This is a genomic window from Lysinibacillus sp. COL-1 (assembly GCF_059814265.1).
In genome coordinates this window covers 3,584,186-3,610,856 of record NZ_JCAWSJ010000004.1, presented here as the reverse complement: position 1 = coordinate 3,610,856, position 26,671 = coordinate 3,584,186, and the positions used below count along the sequence as shown (strand labels likewise).

The 26,671-nt window shown below is 38.2% G+C and carries 26 protein-coding genes; 17 read left to right on the top strand and 9 right to left on the bottom strand.

Annotation, left to right across the window (positions count from 1 at the left end; genetic code table 11):
• Positions 1-112 precede the first annotated feature (112 nt).
• Both kynU and ald read left to right on the top strand, forming a co-directional pair.
• Positions 113-1,399: a kynureninase gene (kynU, locus tag AC6BKE_RS26275; RefSeq protein WP_170829884.1), complete on the top strand. Its 1,287-nt coding sequence runs from the start codon at positions 113-115 to the stop codon at positions 1,397-1,399.
• Between the two features lie 15 nt (positions 1,400-1,414).
• Positions 1,415-2,542 carry an alanine dehydrogenase gene (gene ald / locus AC6BKE_RS26270; protein WP_499858283.1) on the top strand — a complete coding sequence of 376 codons (1,128 nt, stop codon included), beginning with the start codon at positions 1,415-1,417 and terminating at the stop codon, positions 2,540-2,542.
• Between the two features lie 314 nt (positions 2,543-2,856).
• On the opposite strand, the gene AC6BKE_RS26265 is transcribed toward ald, so the two are convergent.
• Positions 2,857-4,293 (bottom strand): amino acid permease, encoded by a 1,437-nt coding sequence (locus AC6BKE_RS26265; protein WP_036122875.1) that lies wholly within the window; start codon positions 4,291-4,293, stop codon positions 2,857-2,859.
• A 653-nt stretch (positions 4,294-4,946) separates the two neighbouring features.
• Between AC6BKE_RS26265 and AC6BKE_RS26260 the strand changes: the two genes are divergently transcribed.
• Complete coding sequence (locus AC6BKE_RS26260; RefSeq protein ID WP_330493708.1) at positions 4,947-5,444, top strand: GNAT family N-acetyltransferase; 498 nt, start codon at positions 4,947-4,949, stop codon at positions 5,442-5,444.
• A 47-nt stretch (positions 5,445-5,491) separates the two neighbouring features.
• Here AC6BKE_RS26260 and AC6BKE_RS26255 read toward each other — a convergent pair whose 3' ends face one another.
• Together AC6BKE_RS26255 and AC6BKE_RS26250 are read right to left on the bottom strand one after the other, a co-directional pair.
• Positions 5,492-5,773: a hypothetical protein gene (locus AC6BKE_RS26255; RefSeq protein WP_230593837.1), complete on the bottom strand. Its 282-nt coding sequence runs from the start codon at positions 5,771-5,773 to the stop codon at positions 5,492-5,494.
• A gap of 117 nt (positions 5,774-5,890) precedes the next feature.
• Positions 5,891-6,046 (bottom strand): YvrJ family protein, encoded by a 156-nt coding sequence (locus tag AC6BKE_RS26250; protein ID WP_080717074.1) that lies wholly within the window; start codon positions 6,044-6,046, stop codon positions 5,891-5,893.
• 173 nt (positions 6,047-6,219) lie between these two features.
• Between AC6BKE_RS26250 and AC6BKE_RS26245 the strand changes: the two genes are divergently transcribed.
• On the top strand, positions 6,220-6,771 hold the full coding sequence (locus AC6BKE_RS26245; RefSeq protein WP_036122868.1) for a sigma-70 family RNA polymerase sigma factor: 552 nt from the start codon (positions 6,220-6,222) through the stop codon (positions 6,769-6,771).
• A 3-nt stretch (positions 6,772-6,774) separates the two neighbouring features.
• A complete protein-coding gene (locus AC6BKE_RS26240; RefSeq protein WP_036122865.1) occupies positions 6,775-6,966 on the top strand; it encodes a hypothetical protein in 192 nt (63 codons plus the stop codon).
• A 55-nt stretch (positions 6,967-7,021) separates the two neighbouring features.
• Here AC6BKE_RS26240 and AC6BKE_RS26235 read toward each other — a convergent pair whose 3' ends face one another.
• On the bottom strand, positions 7,022-7,921 hold the full coding sequence (locus AC6BKE_RS26235; protein WP_089934116.1) for a 3-hydroxyacyl-CoA dehydrogenase: 900 nt from the start codon (positions 7,919-7,921) through the stop codon (positions 7,022-7,024).
• Positions 7,922-8,142: 221 nt separating this feature from the next.
• Positions 8,143-9,039: a copper oxidase gene (locus AC6BKE_RS26230; RefSeq protein WP_036122857.1), complete on the bottom strand. Its 897-nt coding sequence runs from the start codon at positions 9,037-9,039 to the stop codon at positions 8,143-8,145.
• A gap of 342 nt (positions 9,040-9,381) precedes the next feature.
• On the opposite strand from AC6BKE_RS26230, the gene AC6BKE_RS26225 reads away from it, so the two are divergent.
• Complete coding sequence (locus tag AC6BKE_RS26225; protein ID WP_036122855.1) at positions 9,382-10,443, top strand: S-layer homology domain-containing protein; 1,062 nt, start codon at positions 9,382-9,384, stop codon at positions 10,441-10,443.
• A 38-nt stretch (positions 10,444-10,481) separates the two neighbouring features.
• Here the strand turns inward: AC6BKE_RS26225 and AC6BKE_RS26220 are convergent, their stop codons facing one another.
• Positions 10,482-11,168, bottom strand: coding sequence for a ZIP family metal transporter (locus tag AC6BKE_RS26220; RefSeq protein ID WP_244504876.1), 687 nt, complete (start codon positions 11,166-11,168; stop codon positions 10,482-10,484).
• A 234-nt stretch (positions 11,169-11,402) separates the two neighbouring features.
• Here AC6BKE_RS26220 and AC6BKE_RS26215 point away from each other — a divergent pair, with 234 nt between their 5' ends.
• Both AC6BKE_RS26215 and AC6BKE_RS26210 read left to right on the top strand, forming a co-directional pair.
• Positions 11,403-13,091 (top strand): FAD-dependent oxidoreductase, encoded by a 1,689-nt coding sequence (locus tag AC6BKE_RS26215; protein ID WP_499858282.1) that lies wholly within the window; start codon positions 11,403-11,405, stop codon positions 13,089-13,091.
• A 136-nt stretch (positions 13,092-13,227) separates the two neighbouring features.
• On the top strand, positions 13,228-14,838 hold the full coding sequence (locus AC6BKE_RS26210) for a GNAT family N-acetyltransferase (protein ID WP_499858281.1): 1,611 nt from the start codon (positions 13,228-13,230) through the stop codon (positions 14,836-14,838).
• 39 nt (positions 14,839-14,877) lie between these two features.
• On the opposite strand, the gene AC6BKE_RS26205 is transcribed toward AC6BKE_RS26210, so the two are convergent.
• Positions 14,878-15,501 (bottom strand): 3-ketosteroid-delta-1-dehydrogenase, encoded by a 624-nt coding sequence (locus AC6BKE_RS26205; protein WP_499858280.1) that lies wholly within the window; start codon positions 15,499-15,501, stop codon positions 14,878-14,880.
• A 212-nt stretch (positions 15,502-15,713) separates the two neighbouring features.
• On the opposite strand from AC6BKE_RS26205, the gene AC6BKE_RS26200 reads away from it, so the two are divergent.
• The 9 genes from AC6BKE_RS26200 to AC6BKE_RS26160 all read left to right on the top strand — a co-directional run bounded on the left by AC6BKE_RS26200 (position 15,714) and on the right by AC6BKE_RS26160 (position 25,530).
• Positions 15,714-17,315 carry a Na/Pi cotransporter family protein gene (locus AC6BKE_RS26200; RefSeq protein WP_230593771.1) on the top strand — a complete coding sequence of 534 codons (1,602 nt, stop codon included), beginning with the start codon at positions 15,714-15,716 and terminating at the stop codon, positions 17,313-17,315.
• A 33-nt stretch (positions 17,316-17,348) separates the two neighbouring features.
• A complete protein-coding gene (locus AC6BKE_RS26195) occupies positions 17,349-17,798 on the top strand; it encodes an SACOL1771 family peroxiredoxin (RefSeq protein WP_499858279.1) in 450 nt (149 codons plus the stop codon).
• 141 nt (positions 17,799-17,939) lie between these two features.
• Positions 17,940-18,575 carry a sugar transferase gene (locus AC6BKE_RS26190; protein ID WP_036119603.1) on the top strand — a complete coding sequence of 212 codons (636 nt, stop codon included), beginning with the start codon at positions 17,940-17,942 and terminating at the stop codon, positions 18,573-18,575.
• Positions 18,576-18,586: 11 nt separating this feature from the next.
• The gene (locus tag AC6BKE_RS26185) at positions 18,587-19,717 is read left to right on the top strand and encodes a glycosyltransferase family 4 protein (protein WP_499858278.1); all 1,131 of its coding nucleotides are present in this window, start codon (positions 18,587-18,589) and stop codon (positions 19,715-19,717) included.
• A 1-nt stretch (position 19,718) separates the two neighbouring features.
• Positions 19,719-21,392 (top strand): GNAT family N-acetyltransferase, encoded by a 1,674-nt coding sequence (locus AC6BKE_RS26180; RefSeq protein ID WP_499858277.1) that lies wholly within the window; start codon positions 19,719-19,721, stop codon positions 21,390-21,392.
• The gene (locus AC6BKE_RS26175; RefSeq protein WP_230593767.1) at positions 21,373-22,119 is read left to right on the top strand and encodes a GNAT family N-acetyltransferase; all 747 of its coding nucleotides are present in this window, start codon (positions 21,373-21,375) and stop codon (positions 22,117-22,119) included. The genes AC6BKE_RS26180 and AC6BKE_RS26175 overlap by 20 nt, the downstream gene beginning before the upstream one ends.
• A gap of 4 nt (positions 22,120-22,123) precedes the next feature.
• A complete protein-coding gene (locus AC6BKE_RS26170) occupies positions 22,124-23,116 on the top strand; it encodes a polysaccharide deacetylase family protein (protein ID WP_036119612.1) in 993 nt (330 codons plus the stop codon).
• Between the two features lie 419 nt (positions 23,117-23,535).
• Positions 23,536-24,528: an agmatinase family protein gene (locus AC6BKE_RS26165; RefSeq protein ID WP_036119616.1), complete on the top strand. Its 993-nt coding sequence runs from the start codon at positions 23,536-23,538 to the stop codon at positions 24,526-24,528.
• 114 nt (positions 24,529-24,642) lie between these two features.
• Positions 24,643-25,530: a 5'-3' exonuclease gene (locus tag AC6BKE_RS26160; RefSeq protein WP_330493984.1), complete on the top strand. Its 888-nt coding sequence runs from the start codon at positions 24,643-24,645 to the stop codon at positions 25,528-25,530.
• Between the two features lie 86 nt (positions 25,531-25,616).
• Here the strand turns inward: AC6BKE_RS26160 and AC6BKE_RS26155 are convergent, their stop codons facing one another.
• Together AC6BKE_RS26155 and AC6BKE_RS26150 are read right to left on the bottom strand one after the other, a co-directional pair.
• Positions 25,617-26,120: a C39 family peptidase gene (locus AC6BKE_RS26155; protein WP_499858276.1), complete on the bottom strand. Its 504-nt coding sequence runs from the start codon at positions 26,118-26,120 to the stop codon at positions 25,617-25,619.
• A gap of 59 nt (positions 26,121-26,179) precedes the next feature.
• Positions 26,180-26,494: a thioredoxin family protein gene (locus AC6BKE_RS26150; protein ID WP_036119622.1), complete on the bottom strand. Its 315-nt coding sequence runs from the start codon at positions 26,492-26,494 to the stop codon at positions 26,180-26,182.
• Positions 26,495-26,671: the final 177 nt, after the last annotated feature.

Below are 26,671 nucleotides of genomic sequence, written 5' to 3'. Positions count from 1 at the left end.
TTAAAACATAAAAATTCTTTTTTTAAAAATATTGACACTGTGTCACTTTTTGATAAGATGAATATAAGGTGGTTAAAAGATGACCATGCTACCATTATTTTAGAAAGGTGAGGTGTTTAATATGGAGTTTAATCCTACAAGAGAATACGCAGCTTTTTTAGACAAAAATGATGATTTACAAGGATTTAGAGAACAATTTTATCTTCAGCCAGAGACCATTTATTTTGATGGGAATTCATTAGGGCTTTTATCAAAGAAAGCTGAGGCAAGTCTGTTGACGCTTTTAGATTCTTGGAAACAGTACGGCATTGATGGGTGGACGCAAGGGGAATATCCTTGGTTTTATTTATCTGAGCAAGTGGGTGCTCAGCTGGCCAAGATTGTAGGCGCGAAACCAGAGGAGGTCATTGCAACAGGTTCTACTACTGTGAATATGCATCAAATGATTGCAACATTTTATAAGCCAACAGGTAATAAAACAAAAATTGTTATTGATGAATTAAATTTCCCAACTGACTTATATGCAGTACAAAGTCAATTAGGTTTGCATTATGAAAATATTGAGGAGCATATTCAATATGTTCGTAGTAAGGACGGGCACTTTTATGCGCATGATGATATTGTATCTGCGATGACAGATGATGTGGCATTGATTATCCTTCCTGGTGTGTTATATCGAAGTGGCCAGATTCTTGATATGGAAGCGCTAACAAAGGAAGCGCATCAGCGTGGTATTCTAATTGGCTTTGATCTTTGTCATTCAGTGGGTTCTATAGAGCACTCACTACATGACTGGGATGTGGACTTTGCCTTCTGGTGTAATTATAAACATTTAAACGGAGGTCCTGGTGCTGTCGCTGGATTATTCGTCAATGAGAAGCATTTTAATACAAAGCCAGGCTTGGCAGGTTGGTTTAGCTCGGCTAAAGAAAAGCAATTTGATATGGAAACAAGCCTTATACAGGCACCAGATGCAGGTGCTTATCAAATGGGCTCACCACATTTATTAAACCTTGCGCCACTGCTAGGTGCGTTGGAACTCTTTAATGAAGCAGGCATTCAACGTATTCGTAAGAAATCAATTCAGCTAACAGAGTATTTCATTGCACTATACTATCAATATTTGGGCGAATATGGTTTCGAAGTTAATTGCCCAGTAATCAATGAGCAACGAGGTGGACATATCTTTTTAACACATACAGAAGCGGCTCGTATTTGTAAGGCATTAAAAGCGAAGGGAGTTATTCCTGATTTTAGAGCACCAAATGGTATTCGTATCGCACCTGTGGCACTTTATAACACCTTTGAAGAGGTGTATGAAGTCGTTCAAATACTAAAAACAATTATGGATGAAAAATTGTATGAGCAATTCAAAAATGAACGGGAAATCGTTGCATAATAAAGGAGTAATGGAATGATTATTGGTGTACCTAAAGAAATAAAAGTAATGGAAAACCGTGTTGCTTTAACGCCTGCAAGTGCAAGTGTTTTAATAGCTGCAGGTAATATAGTACTTGTTGAATCGAACGCAGGTCTTGGCTCGAATTTTACAGATGAGCACTATATGGAAGCTGGTGCAACCATCGTTCCAACGGCGAAGGACGTATGGACTGCCGAAATGGTCCTAAAGGTAAAAGAGCCAATCGCTTCAGAATATGATTATTTTTACAAAGGACAAATCTTATTTACCTACTTACATTTAGCAGCAGATGAAGCATTAACGAAGGCACTTTTAGAAAAAGAAGTAGTAGCCATTGCTTATGAAACGGTCCAATTAGCCGATGGAAGCCTGCCACTTCTTGCTCCGATGTCAGAAGTGGCTGGTCGAATGGCTGCGCAAATCGGTGCACATTATTTAGAAAAAACAAATGGTGGTAAAGGTATTTTACTAAGCGGTGTGCCAGGTGTGGCAAAAGGTAATGTAACCATTATAGGTGGTGGGGTTGTCGGCTATAATGCAGCAAAGACTGCTGTAGGCTTAGGTGCAAATGTAACGATTTTAGATGTCAATCCTGCTCGACTTCGCCAGCTTGAAGAGATATTTGGGGATCGTATTCAAACGTTGCTATCCAATAGCTTCAACATTGCAGAACAATTAAAAACAGCAGATTTGGTTATTGGTGCAGTACTTATTCCTGGTGCCAAGGCGCCCCGACTTGTGACAGAGATGATGGTGAAAGCCATGCAGCCAGCCTCTGTTATCGTAGATGTGGCCATTGATCAAGGCGGAATTGTGGAAACAGCAGACCGTGTAACAACACACGATAATCCAACATACGAAAAACACGGTGTTGTGCATTATGCAGTCGGTAATATGCCAGGTGCAGTGCCGAAAACATCGTCAATGGCTTTAACGAATGTGACATTACCATATGCTATACAAATTGCAGCAAAGGGCTATAAGGAAGCACTATTACAAAACGAATCATTGCGAAAAGGTTTGAATGTTTATCAAGGTATAATTACAATGCGTAAGGTTGCTGAAGCTTTACAGCTACCATATGAAAGCGCAGAGGATCTATTAAAAGGTCAAATTGTGTAATTGTACTCGAAGAACTGAGATTATATGAATGTAAAAAGAAATTGAAAAGGTCTGAGTTCAGTATAGTATAGGAACTCAGGCCTTTTATATAGTAGCATCTTTATCTGGCTGTTAGCTATGTGTACGATCAATAGACTTTTAGAACTGAATGGCTTTGCTTTCTAATAGTATTAAGATCAAGTATACATCTGGTTTTCTAGGAGCTATTTTTCCATTTCATTCATCTAAAAAATACCTCCAAGACGGATAGAGAATTTCCTATCCTTTATCAGTCTTGGAGGTATCTTATTAGTTTTAGCGCTTTAACAACTATGCTATATGGTTTCTACTTGCTCTTCCTCAAGATCATTTGTGATGACACGATTTTTTGCTATGTTTATTCGTTTCCAAATATAATAGCAGATGGAAATGAAGATAAGCCAAGGGAAGCCGACAAGTAATGTTGCTTTAAAATCAGGAGAGAACCATGTTGATAATACGACAGAAGCTAATAGAACGGCTCCTAAAATGGTTAAATAAGGATAACCAATCATACGTACAGGTAGTTTTTCTCCATCTATCGGTTTGTATTTTTTACGGAAAAATAGATGCGTAATGAAAATCATAAACCACGCAAACATAGCGCCAAAGCTTGAAATTGAAATCATAAGCGATAAAGCTGATTCTGGCTTGAAAATCGAAAATGCTGTAGCAATGATAATACCGATAACAGATGCGAGCAATGCCCTCGTCGGAACTTGTCTTTTGTTAAGCTTACCCAATTGCTTCGGAGCAAAGCCACCCCGTGAAAGTGAGAACATCATACGAGTAGAAATATAAAGCTGGCTATTCATAGCCGAAAGCGCTGCGATTAGAACAACAAAGTTCATCATGGATGCGCCACCAGGAATATTTAATATTTCCATTACTTTAACGAATGGGCTCTTGTCTGCACCTGCCATTCCCCAAGGGACAATCATCAGCATTAGTACAAGTGTTACAATATAAAATAAAATTAAACGAATCACAGCTGATTTTAATGCAATTGGGACAGCTTTCCTTGGGTTCTCTGCTTCCCCAGCACTTACAGCAATCATTTCAATACTTAGATAACTAAATAATGAAATAAATATACCCATCCACATTCCCCAAAAACCATGTGGGAAAAAGCCGCCATCATTGAAGTAGTTTTGGATGCCAATATTGGAGGAGCTATCTGCCCCGAAAATAACAATACTAGCTAAAATAATAAAGCCGACAATCGCAGTGATTTTAATAACGGAGAACCAATATTCTACAGCGCCAAATAATTTCACTGTGGTAGCGTTTACATAAAGCAGTATAGCAGCAAATAATATTATCCATACAGCATTGGGTACACTTGGGAACCAATACCGCATATAAAGGGCAACAGCGGTCACCTCTGTACCAATTGAACAGATTAATGAGAACCAATAGGAATACCGAATAGCAAATCCTGCCCAGGAATTTACGTATTTTTCAGCATAAGCACCAAATGATCCAGTTGTAGGGTGCGCAACCGTCATTTCTGCGAGACAACCCATTAGTAATAGTGCAATGAGAGCTCCTATAGCGTAACTCACAATAACACTTGGACCAGCTAGACCGATGGCTAAGCTACTGCCGAGAAATAACCCTGTCCCAATGGCACCTCCAATGGCAATCATCGTAATTTGATTTGTCTTTAATCCCTTGTTTAAACCTTGCTCACGTTCCATAATGTCTTCCATACTGTGGTTATGTTTAACCATTCTTTCATCCCCTTTGTGTAAATTTCATCTTTCATAGATCAACTTCTTTCTATCATTTCTAAAAAATCTGGTGAATCTATGCATATACTAAATTAAAAATGACACAGTGTCAATATAATATGTCGTAATTTTCTGAATATATATCTTTTTTTCTCTTTAATGTATGTAATTTGGTTTGTTTATTTTATCAACAACGGATTATAATCACTAAAAGTAAGGTGTTTCATATATAATTATCCTTTATGCTTAATAAAATCATTTCCGTAAATAATTGATACTATATCACTTATTTAGTAGAGGTTATGCTTGATAAGAAAACAAATCTTCTGAAAAATCCCTAGTGTTATACGAAAATGATGTCTTCTATAAATAACCAGCAACTGTATAGCTTGAAAATATGCATTGGGTTTGCCTAGCAAAATCTTTTAAGAACGCTTGCAAAACGATTGTTTCGTTAAGGTTGCTCTATGTCTTGATTACTTAGTACAAAGTGTATTTTTCTTGTACTGCTAATAGTGTTCACCGACAGTATAAGAGTGTGTTTCGCGATACTGCTAGACATCTATTTTAACCTCCTTCATTTTCTTGAAAAAATACATCAAATGCTATTCGCTAGGGTCGATAAAAATGAAAAGTGTTATAGGAGGGGAAGAATGGAAATTAGGCTTTTAACAGCAGCAGATGCTGCGGTATATCGTCAATTGAGATTAGAGGGACTCCAAATGAATCCGGAGGCATTTGGTTCTAGCTTTGAAGAGGAAAAGGATATGGGGCTTGCCTTATTTGCAAGTAGACTCGAGGGTCAGGAATCGTTTACATTCGGGGCATTTGAACAGAATGATTTGCTGGGCGTTGCGACATTGGTACAGGAAAATAAAATGAAGCTAAAGCATAAAGCGAACATTTTTGCCGTTTATGTTTCTCCAAAAAAGCGAGGGCTTGGCTTAGGTAAACATTTAATGTTAGCCGTCATTAATCAAGCAAAGGTATTAGCGGTCGTTGAGCAGATCAATTTAACGGTTGTGTCTTCCAATGATTCAGCAAAAGGGCTATATAAATCGCTAGGCTTTCAGGTGTTTGGAACAGAAAAGCGTGCGTTAAAAATAGGACAGCAATATGTTGATGAAGATTATATGGTGCTGTACATCTAGTAAAAAAAGAAATGCCTTTGAAGTCAGCCTTCAAAGGCTATAAATTTTTATGGTGAACTCCAATGGAACAATGAAAATAATGCAATGACTAAAGTAATACCAGCCATAACAAGTATAAGTAAAGTGCTAACAATGGACACTTTCTTTTTAAGTAGCCATATACTCAACACAATAATAATAATTGATAAGGGGAGTGTCAGCCAAAATCCTAGATTGCCTAAGTATTCAATTTGAATGGCGAATGAATCGTAAAAGTAATTATAGGAAATGCCAAGCATGATAAAAAGGGTCATGACAATATTCGGTGACAGCATGTTATTGTGATTCATAAAATCCCCTCCCATCTAAAAAGTATTTGTTCTTACATATATTGTATGAATTTGCACGGTTAAGTCACACGGCAGCATTCCTTTTAAAGAGTGCTGCCGTAAATTTTTTTAGGCTGATTATTGCTCCATTTTATCTAATAATCTCAAGATGACCGCTTCTAAAACCTCTATTTTCTTTTCGAATCGCACAAAGAGATAGATGGTAATGGCAATAGGGAAACCAGAGTTTCCAATTAAGCTAACCCATATTTGAATCGTTTCAGGTGTAATCATGACATCTTCCTCCTTCAATATTGTTGTGCCTTACAATGACTAAAGTGAATTGCTGCACCATAAAATCAATATAAATTAATCTTAAATAGAACATTTGTTCTGTTTTTGGTTTATAATAGAGAGAGGATATTCACTTTATTTAGCAAGAAGACGGATAGATAGGAGTGATAATAATGTGTAATGAGTATCAAAAAATAGAGGCGTTTTTTCGCAGGAATATAGAGCAGATTAAAAATCCAATTATTAGAAGTTTTTTAGCTGATGCTAAAAATCTTTATTTGGTTCAAAATGCCATTTTATATCCAACCGATTGTAATAGGAAAATGGTTGATGAAATTTTTCAAACTCACTATATAAGGGTTCGAAAAATAACATATGTCAGCAGTTTAATTTATTTCTTCAGCTTGGATTTTGATAAAAAAAGGAGAAGATTGCAAAACCGCTTCTTATTAATCGTAGATAATGACCTATTTGAGACTGAGTGTACTAGAGGAGACGTAAGAATTGAGGGAGGATTATTGGACATGGTTGAAAACGAACAGCTCTTTAAAGCTTTAAAAACATTAACGGGCAAGCAACTTCAAATTTTAGAGCTGATTTATGTCAAAGATTGTACGATTAAAGTAATAGCAGAAACATTACACACATCACCTCAAAACATATCCAATCTACATCGAAAGGCATTAAAGAAACTTCAGCAGATGCTTAAAAAAGGGGAGAGATAATCAATGGAAAACAACTACAATGAGGAGACGCTAATAATCATTGAGAACTTCATGCCAAAAATTAAGCAGTGTCTTCATCAAACAAGTTATCAGGAAAGAGAGGATCTGGAACAGGAGATCAAATTAAAAATTATTGAAAAAATGGCGACAAAAGAATTTAAGGACACACCTGGATTTTGGGATTTCTTTACATGAAACAAAAGAAAAGAGCAATTTTCCTTTTTAATGGGATAATTGCTCTTTTGAAGCATTAACCTTTTAAGAAGTCTGGTTTAGCAAAGCTTGGGTTTGGATATGTGTAGAAGCCTTCGCCAGTTGCACGACCAAGTTTACCTTTTTCAATGTACTCTGTTTTTAATAGGTTAGCTAATTTTTTCATGTTTTCATCGTCAGTAGCACTTGCTTTCGCTTCCACAATGTTATAGGCTGTGTTAATGCCGACGATGTCTAGGATAGCAAATGGCCCAAGTGGAGCACCAGTACCAATCATCCATGTTTTATCAATCGTTTCTGGATCAGCTACTTCCTTTACAAGCAAAGATTCAGCTGCATCTAAAAATGGCACAAGCAATGAGTTTAAAATATAGCCAGGTTGTTCTTTATATAATGGTAGAGGTACCATGCCGATTGCACGTGCAAATTCTACAACCTCATCAAATACTGTCATATCTGTACCAGGGTGTTTCATAATTTCAGCTGTATTGTTTTTCCAAATAGTATTTGCAAAGTGGAGAGCTAAAAATTTCTCAGGGCGTCCAGTTGCCTCAGCAAATTGACTAGGTAATAAAGTAGACGAGTTTGTTGCAAAGATTGTTTTTGCTGGTGCTACTTTGCCTAGATTTGTGTAAAACTCAGTTTTGATGCTCACAACCTCAGGAATTGCTTCAATTACAAGGTCTGCATTCGCAACAGCTTGAGCTAAGTCACTATTAAAAGTAAGACGTGCATAAGCAGCATCTACTTCTTCTTGTGTTGCACCTAGGTCTTGTTGATACAAGGGTTTTAAATTTGTAATGCGATCCTGTGCATTTCTTAGAGCCTCGTCATTAATGTCGTAAACGGTTACATTAAAACCTTTGAAAGCAGATTGGTAAGCAATTTGACTTCCTAATACACCGCTACCTGCAACCGTAATGTTTTGATAATTCATCGAAATTCCTCCTTTGAAATTGTTACATTAATATAATAGTGTGGATAGGTAGATAATCCTTCGTTACAATTCCATACTACTTCTAACCTTCAATAAAAATCAAATGATAGACTCTAATATTATAGAGATATAAAGATTTATGTGATGTTCCTTATCAAGTATGTACCCAATAATAAAGAAATATAACGTTAAAAAGAACAGCTTTTAAGCTGTCCTCCATGTTAAAGATAATTCACTGTAGTAAACATGCCCCCAATACCAGGTGCGCCATTGTTTGTAACATGATGGGGCATATGGCAATGGATGGGCCAGATACCAGGGTTATTAGCCGTAAAGCTTATATCCCATGTTTCACCAGAGGCAACAAGAATGGTGTTTTTAGCAATTTGTGTGTGGCTAGCGATAGGAAAACCATCTGCCCCAACGACATGGAATTGGTGACCGTGTAAATGGATGGGATGGTGATGCATTTGGATGTTGCCAAAACGAATTTTTACAGTATCACCCAAATGTACGGCTAATGGCTTTGTGAAAGGATAGCATTTGCCATTGATCGTGAAGAAATTAAATTCAGGCTTAATAAAGTTTAAAGGATACGTACCTTTTGTAAGCTTCCCCCAGGATAATTGATCGACAGCCCATTCTTGTAATAGGCATAGATAATCCTTGTGCTGAGAAATGTTTTGTAAGTATGGGTCTTCAACGATAAATCCGCCTAAAAGGCCAGCATTATCTTGCACAGCGACATTCACATGCGAATGATACATATATGTTCCGGGAGGGTTTTTAATTGTAAAATGATAATCGAAATAATGCCCTGGCTCGATAAAAGGTGACGGTTCAATGGGAGGAACACCATCCATTGTGTTCGGGACAAGTAAGCCGTGCCAATGTACACTAGTTTTTTCAGGTAGTCGATTAATGACACGAATACATATATGATCCCCCGGATAAACACGAATGGTTGGCCCAGGTGTGGAACCGTTGTAGCCCCACGCCTGAATGAAGATTCCATCGACAAGCTCCCACGTTATTTCTTCTGCAATCAAAGTGAAAAACTTCGTACCATTTACTTGCGTGACATAGGGTAAATCTTTAATACCAGGGGTGATAACCATTAAGAAGCCTCCTGTAAGCATGATTTTCTATTGTATGTTTGTCGTTGTTAAATTTAGGACATGTGAGGCGGATGGTTTCAATAGCATCTATGACTAGAAACACACATAAAAATCATGCTAGTAATTAATATAAGGCGGTAATATTATTAAATTTTTTTAGAAATAATAAAAAATTACCTTGTCGCTTAATTGAATACATGCCGAAATAAAAAGGGAAGTAGTAAAATTTTAGTATGTAATAAATAGGTCTTTCTTATAATTATTGAATTATTTACATATTTTTATAGATTTACTAAGTCCTGTTTTAGTACACTTGGTGTATGAATTGAAGGAGGAAGAACGATGAAAAAAGTAATGTTAGCTGGTGCACTAAGTATTGCATGTTTAACAGGAGGATTTGGTGGACAGGCACAGGCACAGGAAACTGTAAATGTGGCAAATATTATCCATCCAAAGCAGGCTGTTGCAGCTACTAGTCAATTACAGGCAATGTCCTATCAAGATATTTATAAAATGCTATTGCTATCTAAAATAGGCTTTGAGAATGATGAAGTCTCGATTGTTACAACGAAAAATAGTATTACAGTAAAAATTTCGTTAGAGTCGATTCTTCAATCCTACAAGGATGGTACAAACCTATATCCAGAGGGAGAAAAAGAATTTAAAGAAAACTACGAAGAGCTTAAAAAGTTATTCGGTAATGCGATTCAAATAAAAATTACGCAAACTGGCAATGGTTTTAAGAGTGAAGTTTATACAGCAGGGAAATGGGAAGCTGTTAGCACAGAGGATTTAAATGATATGGTTCAAGTATTTGCTCGTGCAGATGTTGAGTTAAAGCCAGGTGGTTATTTTAAGGATGCCATTGGTCATTGGGCTGAGAGCTATATCCAATTGCTATATCAAGCTGATATTATCACGGGTACATCTGCCACAACTTTTAATCCGAATGGACAAGTAACTAGAGGAGAATTAGCGGCCATTATTTTCCGAGCATCTGGCTTAAATGTAAATGAAGATTATGAGGGACCAGCTACTTATACGGACCTGAATGGATTCTGGGGTGCAAAGGAAGTAGCGATTCTAGAAGAGTATGGCTTAATTGATATTTTTAATGGTGAAAAATTTGAGCCGAAAAAGCCTGTTACACGCGAGGAAATGGCATACATTACGGCTAGATATTTAGAAAGTATGGAAGTTAATGTTTCACAAGTGAGCACAACTAATACTTTCACAGATAAAAATCAAATGCGTAAAGAAACAGTAGAAGCTATTGGTCTCTTACAGCATTTAGGAATTTTAAATGGCACGAATGGGAAGTTTAACCCGAAAGGAAATCTGACTCGTGCAGAGGTTTCTAAAATTTTAACGCTTACTTTAATGCTACTAAGTGAAGAAGAATAATGAAAAAGGATGTCTCTAATATTAGAGACACCCTTTTTTTACTCCACAAGTATATGGAAAATATAGCTGAGGAAATAGCCTAAAAAGAGGTAGATAAAAAATGATTTAAATGAGACTTTCTGTAGCTGATGCAAAATAAATTCAGAAATACTAGCCGTGGCAATTAATCCTATCGATATCCCCATTAAAACCCCCTGTGCTTTCTCCGTCAAAGACCAGTATTGTCCAAACCAAATAAAGATACTAAAGAAAATAGAGAAGATAAAGAAATAAATGAAAAGTCTCCATAGCTTTTCCCCTTGAGAAATAAGTGCGGTTGAAAGAGCAAAGCCTTCTGGAACATGGTGAAGAATAATAGAGGCTGTGAGCGAAATACTTAAGGCAGCATTTCCAAGTAAGTTTCCAACAGTGAGACTAATAGGGATTGTATGGATAATCATAGCTAGAGTTAGGAGAGAAACCGATGGATTTTGTGTATGTGAAGCATGAAATAGGGTGTCTAGTAGTTGAAAGATGAAATAACCGATAAAAATGCCTAGTATAATACCGAATGATTGATAGATTTGAAATGAAGAAGGGATGATATCTAGCACAAGTATGCCTACTAGAAAGCCCCCACATAATAATGATAATCCCTGTGTCGTATGCTGAAATAGCTTAGAGAAAATCCAGGCAATCGCACCCCCAATGCTCACACTGAAAAATAGAAATCCGCCAAGTATCATTGCACTCACCTGTAAAGTTCCTCCGCCCTATCATAAACTTGAATGTCATTTTTCCAAATATATGCTAATTGGACATGAATATGCTTGCAAGAATGTATCTAGAAAGCGGTGGATAATTTCATAATGTAGGAAAATAGCGAATTCATTCAATTGGCTGAATATTAGTTTAATTTTATACTTTTTAATAGAAAGACCAGATTCATCGATTAAGCTCATATAGGGAGGAATGGTTGAATGAAATGGGATGCAAGTTATGATGTAGTTGTAGTAGGATCAGGTGCAGCAGGATTGACAGCAGGTTTAACAGCAAAATTACAAGGATTGAAATCATTAGTGATTGAAAAAACAGCTCGCTACGGCGGTGCTTCTGCTATTTCAGGCGGTGCCTTATGGATTCCGAATAATCATGTCATTAAAGGCGCAGGTGTTCCAGATACACATGAGCTTGCACGCCAATATTTAGATTCAACAATCGGTGATCGTGTGCCAGAAGCATTAAAGGAAGCTTATATTACGAGAGGACCTGAAATGTTACGCTTTTTATACAATAAAACTAAGCATATACGCTTCCAGTATGCAAAAGGCTACTCGGATTATTATCCTGAAAAACCCGGTGGCTTGTCACAGGGACGTTCCATTGAACCACTGATTTTCGATTTAACGAAAATGGGTTCTTTAGCGAATACTATGCGTCGGGCAACACTATCAACAAAAGGCTTTACGATGAATAGTTACGAGTTTCATAAGGTGAATATGATTACACGAACGTTGCAAGGAAAAACGACTGCACTGAAATTAGGGGCGCGTTTAGTAAAATCAAAGGTGACAAAGAGTGACCCAGTAGCTTTAGGCGAGGCTTTAGTGGCACGTTTACGGCTCTCTCTTGCGGAGGCAAATGGCGAGCTTTGGCTATCAACTGCCTTTAAAGATTTCATTATGGACAAGGGACGAGTGATTGGCATCGTTGTGGAACGTGATGGGCAAGAGCAGCGCATTGAGGCAAAGAAGGGTGTTGTTCTTTCATCAGGTGGCTTTTCACATAATCAGGCACTCCGCGAAAAGTATTTACCTAGCCCAACGAATGCTGCGTGGACTTCTTCACCAGAAGGGCAGACAGGCGACATCATTGAACCTGGCGTGAAAATTGGCGCTACGTTAGATTTAATGGATAAAGTGTGGGGAGCGCCTTCTGTTATTGATCCGCAAGGGCAACCATTCTTCCTAGTGGCAGATCGCGGTGTACCGAATATGATGGTAGTGGATAGCACAGGGCAACGTTTTGTTAATGAAGCGGCACCCTATCATGAATTTGTAGAGAGGATGTACAAGCATCAAGAAGCTACAGAGCAGGCTGTTCCTTCCTGGATATTGATTGATGCCTCTGCTAAAAGCCGTTATATTTTTACAGGGCTGTTTCCAGGACAAGCCTTCCCGAAAAGTTGGTATGATCATGGCATCGTGAAAAGTGCGGAGACGATTGAAGAGCTTGCCAGAGAAATGGATGTGCCAGCTGAGAGGCTAGTAGCGACGGTAGATCGTTTTAATGACTTTGTACGGAACGGTCATGATGATGATTTTTATCGAGGAGATAGCGCCTATGATAATTACTATGGGGACCCGACATTACCAAATCCAAATTTGGCAGAGATAAAGAAAGCCCCGTTCTATGCATTGCGTTTATTTCCAGGAGATATTGGTACAAAAGGTGGTTTAGTTGTGGACGAATATGCTCGGGTGATTAAGAAAGATGGTGAACCAATTGAAGGTTTATATGCTTCTGGCAATTGTTCAGCGTCTATTATGGGAGAAACGTATCCCGGACCAGGAGCGACCATTGGACCTGGTATGACTTTAAGCTATGTGGCGACAACATATATGGCCAAAGGAGTAGCAAAAGAAGAGGCATCACTTGTAAATGTATAAATTGGACGGAACCCTTCCAGCACGCTGATGAGGAAGGGTTTTTACATTGGGGAAATGTTCTAACACTTTCTTGCTAGGAATATAGTGGCTACTAAATGTATGGCGATGAAAACGGAAAAAGGAGCGATTTAGTACGTTGCTAGCTTATAGACTCATCACGGACATTGAAACATTAGAGCCCTATAGAAGTACTTGGTCAGGAATACTTGAACGAGAGCATAATAATAATCCTTTTATTGAATACGAATGGATCTCAACGTGGTGGGCAACACTAGGGGCTCATGACAATGTAGAGATTTATGTAGTCGAAAATGAAGGCATGGCCATTGCTTTTTTTCCGTTCATTCATTCTGTGAGGTATGGAATCCATCATTTTAGCTTTATAGGACAAGGATTTGCGACCTATATGGAAGTCATAGCAGAAAAGCGATGGCTAGAGCAGGCAATTGCTTATTTAATAAAGGAATTTAGCCAACAATATAAGCGTTATTTGTTAGTATTTCATGGCTTGTTAGAAAGTAAAATTACCTCGCAAGCGCTTGAAAAGTATGCCATAGAATACCAGATGCCTTATTCTATATTTCGAACAGTAACATCCTATATAGATTTTCAATCGATCTCATTGGATGAGTTTTTGAAAAAGCACCGGAAAAAATTCAAAGGCTTGAAGCGTCGTGAACATAAATTAAGGTCACTTGGTCAAGTAGTCTTTCAAAGTGTGAAGCACAATCATATACAGGATATGTTTACGTTATTTACAAGAAGATGGCAAAAGAAAATTGATAAAAGTGGTTTTACAGCAAAGCAAACTCGCTTATTTTATGAACGATTAGCCAAAACGAACAGCAAGGTATTACGAGTAGAAGTAGATCATTTGCAATTTGAAGGGCAGTGGATTGCTTTTACCATTGATCTATGCTGTAGAGAGCGTAACTTCTGTCAGGCAATGGGACATGAGCCTGATTTCAATCTATTTGGTCCTGGTCGCATCATAGAAAAAGAAAATATGTTAAAAGCCCATGACTCTGGCTATCGTTATTATGACTTAGGAAGTGGCTATGAGCCATATAAGTTTGAATGGTATACACATATTGATTTCACAAGGAAGTTTGTCATGAGTACAAAAGGGGTCAAAGAGCGTGTTATTCGAACATGGATGGTATTTCGTGATCGCCTGAAAAGTCTATTAACGAATAATCATCAGCTAGTGAAATTGAAGAGAGATCGACTAGGGGAACTGCGTTATTTTGTGAAGAATGCCAGTGCAAAAAATTGGTTAAAGGCTTTAACAAGCAGACTCCAACGAATTCTAGCCATTCATATATTAGACGTTTATATCGCAGAGCAAAATCAAGCAAAAGAATTAGTAAACTTTCAAGAGATAACAATGAAGGATATCATGACGCTGAATGAGCGAGCACATTATGTTGCAAGTTTCTATAAGGGCTATCGGCTGTTTGGGGAAAACAATCAAGTTTTATATAGGAGACACGATAAAATAGCAATTGAAGAAATGCTTGACTATTCTTATGAGCTGCCAGAAAATATGTCCTTTATCAGGGAATATGATAGCCAGCGACTAGCTGACATTGTTGCTGATGTGCAGCGTGAAGGGAGAGCGGTTTGTACAATCGCTTCATGGTATGATGGACACAGGCGGCGCAAGCTTCAGTATGCTGGGTTCCATAAGGTAGCCAAAATTCACATTGTGAAGTTGTTCAAATGGCGAAAAATATATCAATTCTAAAAAATAACACCCTCAGCAAAAAAAGCTGAGGGTGTTTCATTAAAAATGGATACCAGGTTTATCGATTAGTTTACAGCCTGTACCATATTTTGCTTTTAACGCACCTTTGAAATGAGTGTGCTCAAGTTCAGGGAATGTTTGCTTCCAAAGCTCAAAGACATTATGACTGGATGCTTTGCCATCCTTCGTTAGTCGTGCAATATGGAAGCCGTATTCGTCATTACAACGAGCTAAAGGACGATTTTCACGGACCGTTAAAATGCGACCACTCACTGTCATTTCATATAGCCCTTCATAGCCAGCAATAGCACGGCTTTCTTCTGTTTTTTCAGCTACAGTTTCTTCTTTTTCTATCGCTGGTGCTACTTTTTCTTCTGTTGCAGCCTGTTGATTAGAAGTTTGGGATTCCTCATTGCTGCTTGCTGCTGGAAGTTGTTCAACAATGACAAAATCTTTATTAGAAGCTTTATCGCTCATGGTCGCCATAACGTTCATAATAGAACCAACATAACGTAAAGGTTTATCTCGCCCTTCTTCAAAGACAAAAATATTATATTCGGTTTTATTGATCTTTTTCATAATAATATTGCCTGTTGTAATTGTAAAACCGATAAACTTATTCTTTTTAAGTGCTTGTATTGCTTCTTGCTTTGTTAAAATCATTTGAAAATCTCCTAAATAATTATTTATTCTATTCTACCATAAAAATTATCATCTTGTTTTTCGTAAAATTATGGATTATTTTGTTCGTTAAAGGAAAACATCCCTATTTTCTCAAATTCAATAATGGTACGATGAAGAAATAAAATGTCTCCAAAGAGGAGTCGAGCATCAATAGAGATTATTTAGTAGGGAGTGTTGATAGGTTGATCAATGTGCTAGGGGGCATCGGTTTATTTTTACTTGGGATGACGATGCTAACTAACGGTTTGAAGGAATTGGCAGGAGATGCCTTGAAAAAATGGCTAAATCGTTTTACAGGTGGGACCATTAGCTCGGTATTATCAGGAACATTGATGACGATGCTAGTGCAATCCTCCACCGCCACTACCTTGATTACCATTGGTTTTGTCAGTGCTGGTCTCCTCACGTTTGTCCAATCAATTGGTGTCATTATTGGCGCCAATATTGGGAGTACAAGTACTGGTTGGATTATTTCACTAATCGGCTTCAAAATTAATATGCAGACAATGTCACTGCCTTTTATTGCTCTTGGTGTGTTTGTGCAATTGCTTGCTCCTCGTGACTACAAAGCAGTTGGTGGGCTAGTTACTGGTTTTGGATTATTATTCTTAGGTATTGATGTCCTGCAGGGAGGAATGGCAGCTGTACAGGATAAAATTCCATTCGATGCATTTAGTGCAAATTCTATTAGTGGAATACTAATTTTAATTGTTTTAGGTCTTATTATGACAGTTATTATGCAGGCTTCTAGTGCCGCAATCGCCGCCACTTTAACAGCTTTATATGCAGGCGCTATTGATTTTGAACAGGCAGCTTATTTAGTTATTGGCCAAAATATTGGTACGACTGCTACAGCATTATTTGCTGCAATTGGTGCATCAACAGCTGCTAAACGAACAGCCGTGACACATGTATTGTTCAACGTAGTAACGGCTATTCTAGTAACATTTGGTGCAACGTTTATGTTCACTCTAACCGAATTTGTCACGAAATCCATCAATGGTAGCTTCGATGAAACATTAGGCATTGCTGTTTTCCATACATTATTTAGTGTCATCGGAGCCATTCTTTTTGTGCCTTTTGTACGCCCTTTCGCAAAGGCTATTGAAAAAATGATTCCTGAAAAAGGAAATCATTTAACACGGAATTTAGATGATAGTGTAGCTAAATTACCAGGGGTAGCTGTAGAAGTATCCTTCAATACGTTACAGGACATTACCAAGGAATTGACGACTGTCATTGTTATCCTTATACAAGGGAAAAAACGAACAGCCGAAATAGACAGTCAATTAGCTCAAATTGATGAGGCGATTGAAAAAACACGTTTATTTATGGATGCTATACAATCTTCTTCGCAAAAGGAACGTTCTAAGCATATAGCACTTTTACATGCTTTAGATCATTTGTACCGTCTATCTAAGGCATTACGTGAGCAGAACCCTAATGCCTTCCAATTACAGGTGACGTTAACTCAAAAATGGTTAGAGGTATTGGAAAAAGTTCTATTGATTATCGATGAGGATGAGCGTTTACCTGAGATTGCAACTCTGCTTGAGGTTACATCCTCCGAAATGGCGGCAGTTCGACGTGACAAACGAAATGCGTACTTCGAGCATACTGTTGAAAATGTGGTAGAGTTAGAGACAGCCGTATCGAAAGTGGAGGCTTTACTGTGGCTTGATCGCCTTATTTATCACTATTGGCGTACAACGGCTCGCCTTGCTGAGTATCAAACCGTAACTAAAAAAGGTCGTCATGTTGAGGCAGAAAAAAACACAGCAATAGTTGAATAAAAGGAATACTCATCTCCAGAAGGAGGATATAGAATGGTTCAGCATCAATTTACAATGGATTTAACATGGGCAGAGGGAAGAAATGGTACAGGGAACATCAAAGCAAGCAATTTGCAAACAGAAATTTCTATTCCTCAGGAAATGAATGGACCTGGCATTGGGACAAATCCTGATGAAATGCTGTTAGGGGCAGCGGCAACGTGTTATTTAATTACATTAGCAGCCCTCCTTGAAAGATCAGAAATTGAGGTGCAGCAATTATCCATGCAAGCGCATGGGTTTGTCAGTGTAGAAAATGGTGTATTTACTTATGAGAAAATTGTGCATAACCCAAGGATTGTTGTCCAAGCATTATCAGAACAACTTGCAAAAAGAGTGGAACGTTTAGCACGAAAGGCGGAACAAACGTGTATGATTAGTAAAGCGTTAAAAGGTAACGTTATGATTGAATGTGATGTTCAAATTTTGGAAGCAAGCATATAATAAGGCAAAAAGAGTTATTCAGCATAGGTCGCTGATATAACTCTTTTTTTTATAAAAGGAGGCACTTTTTTTTAATAGTTCTAGAAATGTTCAAAATGAATATATAGTGATAAGTGCTAAAAAAATGCAAAGGATGATGTATTGCACGTTCAGACAGCTCAGAATCTCACATTCTATGGTCAGTACGGCAAAAGAATATTTGATATAGTTGGAGCATTATTTTTACTTTTCATGACAATCCCTCTTATGCTAATAGTATTCCTCATTTTACTCATGACGACAGGTCGCCCTATTTTCTTTAAACAAATAAGAACTGGCCTCGATCATCACCGCTTTGTGATTTGGAAGCTACGAACCATGTGTATTCAAGCAATTCCAGTGAATATGCCTGCTATTTGTGCTGACGGTATCCCTGATGATTATTATTTTAAAACAGAGCAAGATACACGGATTACAAAAGTGGGTGCTATCCTTCGAAAGCTCAGTATTGATGAAATTCCACAACTTTTAAATGTGTTAAAGGGTGAGATGAGCATTGTCGGACCACGCCCAGAGGTTCCCACCATTACAAATGCGTATAACCCGCTACAGGCCAGGCGTCTGAAGGTAAAACCCGGCTTAACGGGTCTTGCCCAAATTAACGGTAGGTCGAATATTTCACATGGACAAAAAATTTCTTATGATGTTGAATACGTTGAAAATTATTCCTTTTGGATGGATGTTCAAATTGTGTTGAAGACACTTTATGTCGTAGTAGCAAGAACAGGTGCCTATTAAAGAAATAAGGAGTGGCTAGACTGAAGATTGTTCAGCTTATTACACGAATGGATAAAGTGGGAGGAGCACAAAAGCATGTGGAGGCACTTGCTATCCAGCTCAAACAAGATGGGCATGAAGTCACTGTCGTGACAGGTTCCTATCAGCCCTCATTATGGTGCTTACAAGAACAACAAATTCCAGTGATCACCATCCCTACCTTGCAAAGAAATATTCATGTAACGAAAGACTTTCAAACATTTTGGCAATTAAGAGCAATCTTCAAACGAATACAACCTGATGTTGTAGCCACCCATTCATCTAAGGCAGGTGTAATAGGTCGTGTCGTTGGCAGTTTACTACGTATCCCAACTGTTTTTACTGCACATAGCTGGAGTTTTACAGAAGGTGTTCCCCGCAAGAAAAAGCTACTCTATCATCGGGTGGAAAAATCGGTTCAGCCATTCACAACAAAAATAATTACAGTATCTGAATATGATCGGGAACTAGCCCTCTTGGAAAAGGTTGCGCCCGCTCATAAATTGCTGACCATCCATAATGGAATTGATCGAATTGAGAGAAGCAAGGCAACTGAAAAGACATTCGTGGAGCAGCCAATCATTATCATGGTTGCTCGTTTTGAAGTGCCAAAAAGACAGGATATTTTACTAAAGGCATTAGCAGAGCTCACAGATCTATCTTGGCATCTTCAATTAATTGGGGATGGCTCTTTACGTCCAGCCCTTGAGGGTTTCGTTGTTCAGCATGGTTTAACGAATCGTGTAACCTTTTTAGGCAATCAATTAGACGTTCATTCATATCTAGAGAAGAGCCATGTATTTGTATTGTTGTCAGATTGGGAAGGCTTGCCGATTTCTATCATTGAAGCAATGCGTGTAGGTCTTCCAATTGTTGCAACAAATGTAGGTGGTGTGAATGAACTTATTGCAGATAAGGATAATGGATTTTTAGTAGGGCGAGAAGAATATGAATTATTGAAGAAGAGGCTTCGTACATTGTTAATGGATACTATTTTAAGGCAACAAATGGGGAATGCAAGTGAACGTCGTTACTTGCAGGATTTCACGTTTATCCCCATGTATCAAAAAACAGTAACAGTTTATCAACAGGCTGTTTCAGAACTTGTTAAGAAAGGGGATTAAATTGCAATTAATTCGCATTAGAACAGATGATGAGCTTATGTGGTACAAGGAAATTTGGGATGCCATTTTAGAAGCAGAGGACAATGATAACCCGTTTATAGAATTTGCTTGGTTTTATAATTGGTGGCAAATTGTAGGGCGTAAAGAACGAGTTGAGCTTTACGCCATTGAACATGACGGGACAATCATTGCGTTTTTCCCCTTTAAGGTATCTGTTCGATGGGGGATAAGAGTGTATGCCTTTGCAGGTGAAAATATTGCTAACTATACAGGGGTTGTTGCCAAACATCAATGGTTACTACAAGCAACGACCTTCGTATTTGATGAACTGATTAAGAAGCATCGGCATATTGTTTTTTCACTGCATGGCTTATTAGAAAGTAAAGTGTCTACAAAAGTCGTGGAGCAATACTTTGTAGAGCGACAATTACGTACAAGTATTTTCCGTGTTGTGACACCCTATCTCGCCTTTTCAGAAGTAGATTTTCAGCATCATTTCCAGCAACGGCGAAAAATGCATGGTGTTGATCGTCGCGAACGAAAGCTCCGAAATTTAGGCTCCTTAACAAGGCGTGAGCCATCACAGGACGAGCTTTGGCAAATGTTTCGGTTGTTTGATAGACGCTGGGCAAAGAAGCTAGATACAAGTGATTTTACAAAGGGCAAGAAAAGAGATTTCTTTGAGCGTCTTACAATGCTAAAAGGAGAGGCATTACAGGTGGAGGTCGATGCACTTGTTTTTGAAAACCAGTGGATTGCTTTCACCTATGGTCTTGGCTGTCGTGGTCGTTATGTAACTTATGCTCTGGCACATGAGCCAACCTTCAATTTATTTGGTGCTGGTCGTATAGTCAATCAGGAAACCATTCAGCGAACGTTTGCAGCAAACTATAACTTATTTGATATGAGCATTGGCTATGAGCCTTATAAATTTGATTGGCGTTCTAGCATTGATTTTACGAGGCATATGCTTGCTAGCAGTGGTACGAAACGTACAAATCTATTGGCAGGTTTTTTGACGCTAAAGGAACGGCTCAAAGAACACGTAAAGGGCAATCAACGAATTGTGGACTGGAAGCGTAATACACTGGGCTATTTACGTTATTTAGTAAAGTATGGAAAGATAAAAGATTGGCTAGAATATGGACAACAATTCGTAGAAAAATGTATTCGTTTGAAACAAGTGGAGCTGTATGAATTATCCCCATTAGAGGACGTATCGCCACAGCAGCCTGTAGGTAATTTATTTGAAGAAATGTCCATTCAGGAAGCGATGCAGCTTGATCAGGAAGAAGTCATTGCTCTTTATTATAAGGGCTATAAGATCTATAAAGACTCCTTTGCGGAAACGAATAAGCCAGCCTTTGCGTTACATGCCTCCAATTGGCGTGTAGATTCAATGAAAATTGTAGAAGCCTTACCGAAGGAAACCTATTTTTTAGCCTATGATGTTTTCAAACAAATCGATATTATTACAGCGTATTTCCGAAAAATAAAACCAGCACAAACATTGTGGGTAACAGCAAGCTTTTGGCAATGGCGGAAACGTAAACGTTTAGTACAGCTAGGCTATAAACCTATTTCTCGAATGAAACATTATAAAATCGCTCGTTTTGAGCGACAGCGTGTAGAAAAATATACAGAGAGTGGGGGCGATGTTCATTCTGTCCATTAAAAGTAAGCGATGGAATATCGCAATGCAGCATTTTTATTTTTTAGAAAAACCAGCGAATTTTCGAAAATCAATGAAAGTCGTAGGGTATACACATTCATTGGTACCTAGTCGAAAGCTTGTAAAAAGTGAAACGATTCACATTCATTTGCAAGAACATGAGCTATCATTGTATTTAGCGCTTTCTGAAGGCAATCGCAAAATTTTACGACGTGCCCAAAAGGAATCTTATCAAGTCATTTTGTATAAAGAGCCATCCCTGGAGAACTTACGAGCCTTTCAGCAATTTTATAATCATTTTGCAAAAAGAAAAAAGCTTGAAGCGATTGGCAAGTCGCAAATGGAAACTATTATGCTCCTCAACGAACAGGGGGCATTATTATTATCTGAGATCCAAAGTATTTGTGGACAAACATTGTGCTATCGATTAGATATTGTACATGAGAAAAAAGCGATGTCCTATTATGTGGCAACTTGTCATGCATCAGCTATGCCTGCTCATTTAAAACGCCCAATCCGTTATGCTAATCGTTTTTTAATCTGGCATAACCTACTGCATCTAAAAGCACAAGGGTTTGTTTTATATGATATGGGTGAGTTAACGGACAATCGAAATGTACGAGCCTTTAAATTAAGCTTTGGAGGCAAGCTTGTCCATGTTTACTCAGGCTATATTACTCAATCCAAAATACGTGCACTGTTACTAGGTGTGCAAAAATGGAGGAAGTAGTTACATGAATGGTGGGGGTCTCGTTATTTCATTAGATTTTGAGCTGAATTGGGGTGTCCATGATGTATTTCGATATGGACAATATAATAAGAACCTTTATGGTGTACGGAAAGCCTTGCCCAGGATACTAGCGTTATTTGAGCAATATGACATACATGCGACTTGGGCTACAGTCGGATTATTGTTTGCAGAATCAAAGGCAGAAATGGCTCATTATTTACGAGGTATCCCTGTGAAATATGATAACATGCGCTTTGCGGCGCATAGCCAGCTAGCAAAAGTAGGCGAAAATGAACAAGAGGATCTCTTGCATTTTGGGAAATCATTAATTGAGGAGATTAAACGTACACCACATCAGGAAATAGGAAGTCATACCTTTTCTCATTTCTATTGCTTAGAGAATGGTCAAACAGAAGCAGCCTTTTGCGCAGACTTACATGCGACAAAAACGATTAGTGAGGGGTATGTTGCTCCGATGAAATCCATAGTCTTTCCCCGTAATCAAGTAAACAAAGATTATTTAGCAGCATGTTTAGAAGCGGGCTATGTTTGCTACAGAGGTACCGAAAATCATGTTCTGTATGATGCCCAAAAGTTTACGAAAAAGGGGAGACTTTTGGGTGCCAAAAAGTGGCTAGATAGCTATTGGAATCTAACTGGTCATCATATGGCTACACTGGAGGATATGCAAGAGGACCAACTAATAAATATTCGATCAAGTGCCTTTTTAAGACCTTATTGTAGTCCGTTACGTGTATTCGAGGGTTTAAAAGTAAATCGCATAAAGGAAGGCATGCTCGAAGCTGCTCAGGCACAAGCATTTTATCATTTATGGTGGCATCCTCATAATTTTGGCAAACATCTTGATAAAAATTTAGCTATGCTAGAAGAGCTATTAAGTTATTTTCAGACCTTGCGCAGTCAATATGATTTTCAAAGTTACTCCATGTATGAAGTAGCAGAACTTTGTGAAAGTCGTTCTAAACAGCAGAAGTAGAGGATTCGAGTGCTTTTATTAAAAGTAGAGAATTTTTGGAAACAAAGTTGGGGTTCACATCTTCTTTACGAAGGGTAGCTTGCTCATGAAAGTGGTCCAATAGCTCTCGAGGTGAGAAAGCCGCTTATAAAGAAGAGCAAGCGTTCTAAAATAGTGGTAACTCTCGTGAAAGACACCAACTCGGGACGAAAAACAAATATTTATTCATATAAAATGGGCAGAGCAAACTGATTTCTAGTTTGCTCTTTTGTTGTATAAGGAGAAAATTTAAAAGAAAAGAGGAAAAAAGAAAAACAGTGACGAAGTTGAATGTACGAATGGTACTATTACTATAGAGGATATATGTTAAGACTTTTTAGGGAGAGCGTAAGTTCGTATAGGTCAATTTAACTTGAATAGAAAAGATATAAAGGTGGTAGATGAATATGTTTATACAACCAGAATGCCAATGGAAGCAAGAAAATGGATCAGCGATGCATCAATGGATAAAGCAGCAGCTAAATCCGAACCCGAATGATGTGGATATTGTCGTATATGGTGCTCATTTATCGTATGCCAGTGGAGCCTCAACAAAAGCGCAATACCCAACAGCATTTCGGAAAGCTTGGCCAAGCTTTCAATCGTATAATTTAGATGAGCAGATAAATTTACGTGCGCTATCAGTCGTTGATATAGGAGATGTGGCGATTCATGAACAAGATAGAATGCTTTCAGAATCGGCCATCGAGGCGGCGGCGGAAAATTTAAGTATCGCCTTTCAAAAAAGCTTTACTTGTTTGATTGGAGGCGATCATGCCATTACAGCATGCTCACTAAAAGGCATAAAGAATGCTTTTCCACAAGATCGGATTGGCATTATTCAAATTGATACGCATCTAGATGCAAGAAATCAAGAGGAGGTTGGTTTAGCGCAAGATTCGCCAATCCATCAGTTAATGGCAGCAGGGGTTGTGGAGGGGAAACATGTGTATAATGTCGGTCTGCATGGCTTTTTTAATTCTCCTGAAATGATTCATTATGCAAGAGAGCAAGGGATTCATATGATTACGTTAAAGCAAATGCGACGTGATGGTATTCAGCTCACAATCCGCGAAATGCTACGTCAGCTTATGTATGAGGTAGATCGCATTTATGTTTCCGTTGATTTAGATGCTCTTGATATTATGTTTGCGCGCGATGTTCCGGCAGCAACACCAGGTGGTTTAACGGCCTATGAATTGTTTGATATTCTTAAACTAATTGGTGAAAATGAAGGGGTTCGTCATATTGATTTTGTTTACGCCGACCCGAAGGAAGGAGTGCTGCGTCCAGAAACTGTTAAGATTGGAGTGACAGCTTTTTTACAATGGTTAACAGGGATTCAACTGGATCACCGCAATCGCATCTCGAAAAAAGGGAAGGTTATGTTGTAAAGTAAGCGTATTTCCGTGTATTAACAATGCTGATTATTGAAAGTTTGCTATAATGTTTAAGTAGAAAACAATAATAGATACAAACTTTGTATTGTAATAGAGAGGAAATATAGCATGACAACAAAACCAAAACTATTGATTATTGACGGGATGGCACTGTTATTCCGGTCATTTTTCGCTTCCGCTGCAATGGGGCATTTTATTCGTCTGGCAGATGGAACACCGACTAATGGAGCCCAAGGATTTGTGCGACATGTGTTAACGGCACAATCGATCATGAAGCCAACGCATATGGCTGTTTGCTGGGATATGGGGGCACATACATTCCGCAATGATTTATATGATGGCTATAAAGCGAATCGCCCAGCACCACCAGAGGAAATGCTCCCTCAATTTGATATGGCGAAAAATTTATCACAGCAAATTGGCTGGCAAAATTTCGGAGTGAAGGGCATGGAGGCTGATGATTTAATTGGCTCGATGATTACCAAATGGCAGGAACAGGCAGATATTACTGTCATTAGTGGTGATAAAGACTTGCTTCAGCTTTTAAGACCATCTACAGAAATTGCTTTTATGAAAAAAGGCTACACAGAATACGATATTTATACACATGCTCGCTTTAAAGAAGAATATAGTATTGAACCAACACAGTTTGCACAGGTTAAAGCCTTTATGGGTGATACAAGTGATGGCTATCCAGGTGTGAAGGGGATTGGTCCTAAGCAAGCACTAACGTTAATCCAAACATATGGCTCGATTGACAAAATTTTAGCGTCGCTCGGTGAATTAAAGCCAGGGCAACGGACAAAAATTCAAGAGAATTTGGACATGCTGAAATTATCCCATGAGCTTGCAACAATTCAAACGAATGTTCCAATTGATGCCGATTTTACAAGCCTTATGTTACCAAACTATGAACCGCAAATTTTTAAAGAGATAGAAGAGAGTGGCTACACGCTAATTGCAAAGCATGCACGCTCATTATATTCCCTTATTTAATGGATCATCACAGAGTATAGCAATATGCTCTGTTTTTTTATGAGAAATGAGTGGAGAGAGCAAATAAGGACGTTTCATTATTTGCCCTACTGAGGTGTTATTTTAACGAACGATAATACTTTGTCATTGTCTTTGTAGAGAGCCTGCCGAATTTGACTGTCACGTTGTGGCCCACCATTATCATGAAATATTAACGATAACGTATCATTTTTTATGGTATAGCCAATAAGCGGTACCCAATGGTAGGCAAATGTTGATTTTTTATTCTGCCACTGTAGGCTAAAATAGCGGTCAAAACGCATAGCAACAGGGCGACCTGCGTCAATTTCTTGTAAAGCTTCTTTTAGTGAACAAGTTCGAATATCCCAGGTGGGTTGCAGTTCGCGGAGGTTGTGAATCAGTCGCCATTTAAACAAACCAATTTTTGTGCCACCAAGCTGTTGATAAAGCTTATTAATAGAAGGAGCTGAACTGTTCAAATAGTTTAAAATGACGTAAATCGTAGTGGGCCCACAGGCAGAATTTCGATAGCTTGGTGCAATGGATGCATCATATTGTGATGTTCCATATAAAGCCAATTGTTGGTGCATCATGTTTCCCTTCCAAAAAGAGCTGCATTTCAAGAAGAAATGCAGCTCTTTTTTCATTATTATTGTGCAGCTAAAAATTCTGTTACTTGCTGAGGTGTTTTGGCATTGGCACTGTGTAAGTGTGCAAGTTTTTCACCGTTTTGGAAAATCAATAAGCTTGGGATTCCCATAACATCATATTTGTCAGCGATTTCTGGAAGCTCATCACGATTTAGCTCATACCAATCATATTGGTTGTACTCTTCAATGATTGGATCGATGAACATATTCATGCGTGTGCAATCTGGGCACCAGCCAGCGTAAAATTTCACTAGCACTTTTTGGTCACCAGCGATTAGTTCATTAAATTGTTCTGCAGTAGTAATTGTTTTCATCAGTATTCACTCTCCTTGCTTTTCATTCTACACATTTTTCTCTCAACCTGAAAGTTTTCTGTTTGGCTGTTTTGATCGCTACATATTGTCTGCTTTTAGCTCGTAAAGAACAAAAAAAGATGTATATTGCAAAAATAATTCTTGAAAAAAGATTGCTAAATTAGACAAAATAATCTA

Excerpts from the sequence above, each read along its gene's own strand:
- AC6BKE_RS26175 (WP_230593767.1), top strand. The coding sequence starts at position 21,373 with ATGTTCATTCTGTCCATTAAAAGTAAGCGATGGAATATCGCAATGCAG.
- AC6BKE_RS26230 (WP_036122857.1), bottom strand. The coding sequence starts at position 9,039 with ATGGTTATCACCCCTGGTATTAAAGATTTACCCTATGTCACGCAAGTA.
- AC6BKE_RS26205 (WP_499858280.1), bottom strand. The coding sequence starts at position 15,501 with ATGATTTTAACAAAGCAAGAAGCAATACAAGCACTTAAAAAGAATAAG.
- AC6BKE_RS26260 (WP_330493708.1), top strand. The coding sequence starts at position 4,947 with ATGGAAATTAGGCTTTTAACAGCAGCAGATGCTGCGGTATATCGTCAA.
- AC6BKE_RS26225 (WP_036122855.1), top strand. The coding sequence starts at position 9,382 with ATGAAAAAAGTAATGTTAGCTGGTGCACTAAGTATTGCATGTTTAACA.
- AC6BKE_RS26165 (WP_036119616.1), top strand. The coding sequence starts at position 23,536 with ATGAATATGTTTATACAACCAGAATGCCAATGGAAGCAAGAAAATGGA.
- AC6BKE_RS26255 (WP_230593837.1), bottom strand. The coding sequence starts at position 5,773 with ATGAATCACAATAACATGCTGTCACCGAATATTGTCATGACCCTTTTT.
- AC6BKE_RS26265 (WP_036122875.1), bottom strand. The coding sequence starts at position 4,293 with ATGGTTAAACATAACCACAGTATGGAAGACATTATGGAACGTGAGCAA.
- AC6BKE_RS26235 (WP_089934116.1), bottom strand. The coding sequence starts at position 7,921 with ATGAATTATCAAAACATTACGGTTGCAGGTAGCGGTGTATTAGGAAGT.
- AC6BKE_RS26250 (WP_080717074.1), bottom strand. The coding sequence starts at position 6,046 with ATGATTACACCTGAAACGATTCAAATATGGGTTAGCTTAATTGGAAAC.
- AC6BKE_RS26160 (WP_330493984.1), top strand. The coding sequence starts at position 24,643 with ATGACAACAAAACCAAAACTATTGATTATTGACGGGATGGCACTGTTA.
- ald (WP_499858283.1), top strand. The coding sequence starts at position 1,415 with ATGATTATTGGTGTACCTAAAGAAATAAAAGTAATGGAAAACCGTGTT.
- AC6BKE_RS26195 (WP_499858279.1), top strand. The coding sequence starts at position 17,349 with ATGGTTCAGCATCAATTTACAATGGATTTAACATGGGCAGAGGGAAGA.
- AC6BKE_RS26170 (WP_036119612.1), top strand. The coding sequence starts at position 22,124 with ATGAATGGTGGGGGTCTCGTTATTTCATTAGATTTTGAGCTGAATTGG.
- AC6BKE_RS26240 (WP_036122865.1), top strand. The coding sequence starts at position 6,775 with ATGGAAAACAACTACAATGAGGAGACGCTAATAATCATTGAGAACTTC.
- AC6BKE_RS26245 (WP_036122868.1), top strand. The coding sequence starts at position 6,220 with ATGTGTAATGAGTATCAAAAAATAGAGGCGTTTTTTCGCAGGAATATA.
- AC6BKE_RS26220 (WP_244504876.1), bottom strand. The coding sequence starts at position 11,168 with ATGATACTTGGCGGATTTCTATTTTTCAGTGTGAGCATTGGGGGTGCG.
- AC6BKE_RS26155 (WP_499858276.1), bottom strand. The coding sequence starts at position 26,120 with ATGCACCAACAATTGGCTTTATATGGAACATCACAATATGATGCATCC.
- AC6BKE_RS26150 (WP_036119622.1), bottom strand. The coding sequence starts at position 26,494 with ATGAAAACAATTACTACTGCAGAACAATTTAATGAACTAATCGCTGGT.
- AC6BKE_RS26215 (WP_499858282.1), top strand. The coding sequence starts at position 11,403 with ATGAAATGGGATGCAAGTTATGATGTAGTTGTAGTAGGATCAGGTGCA.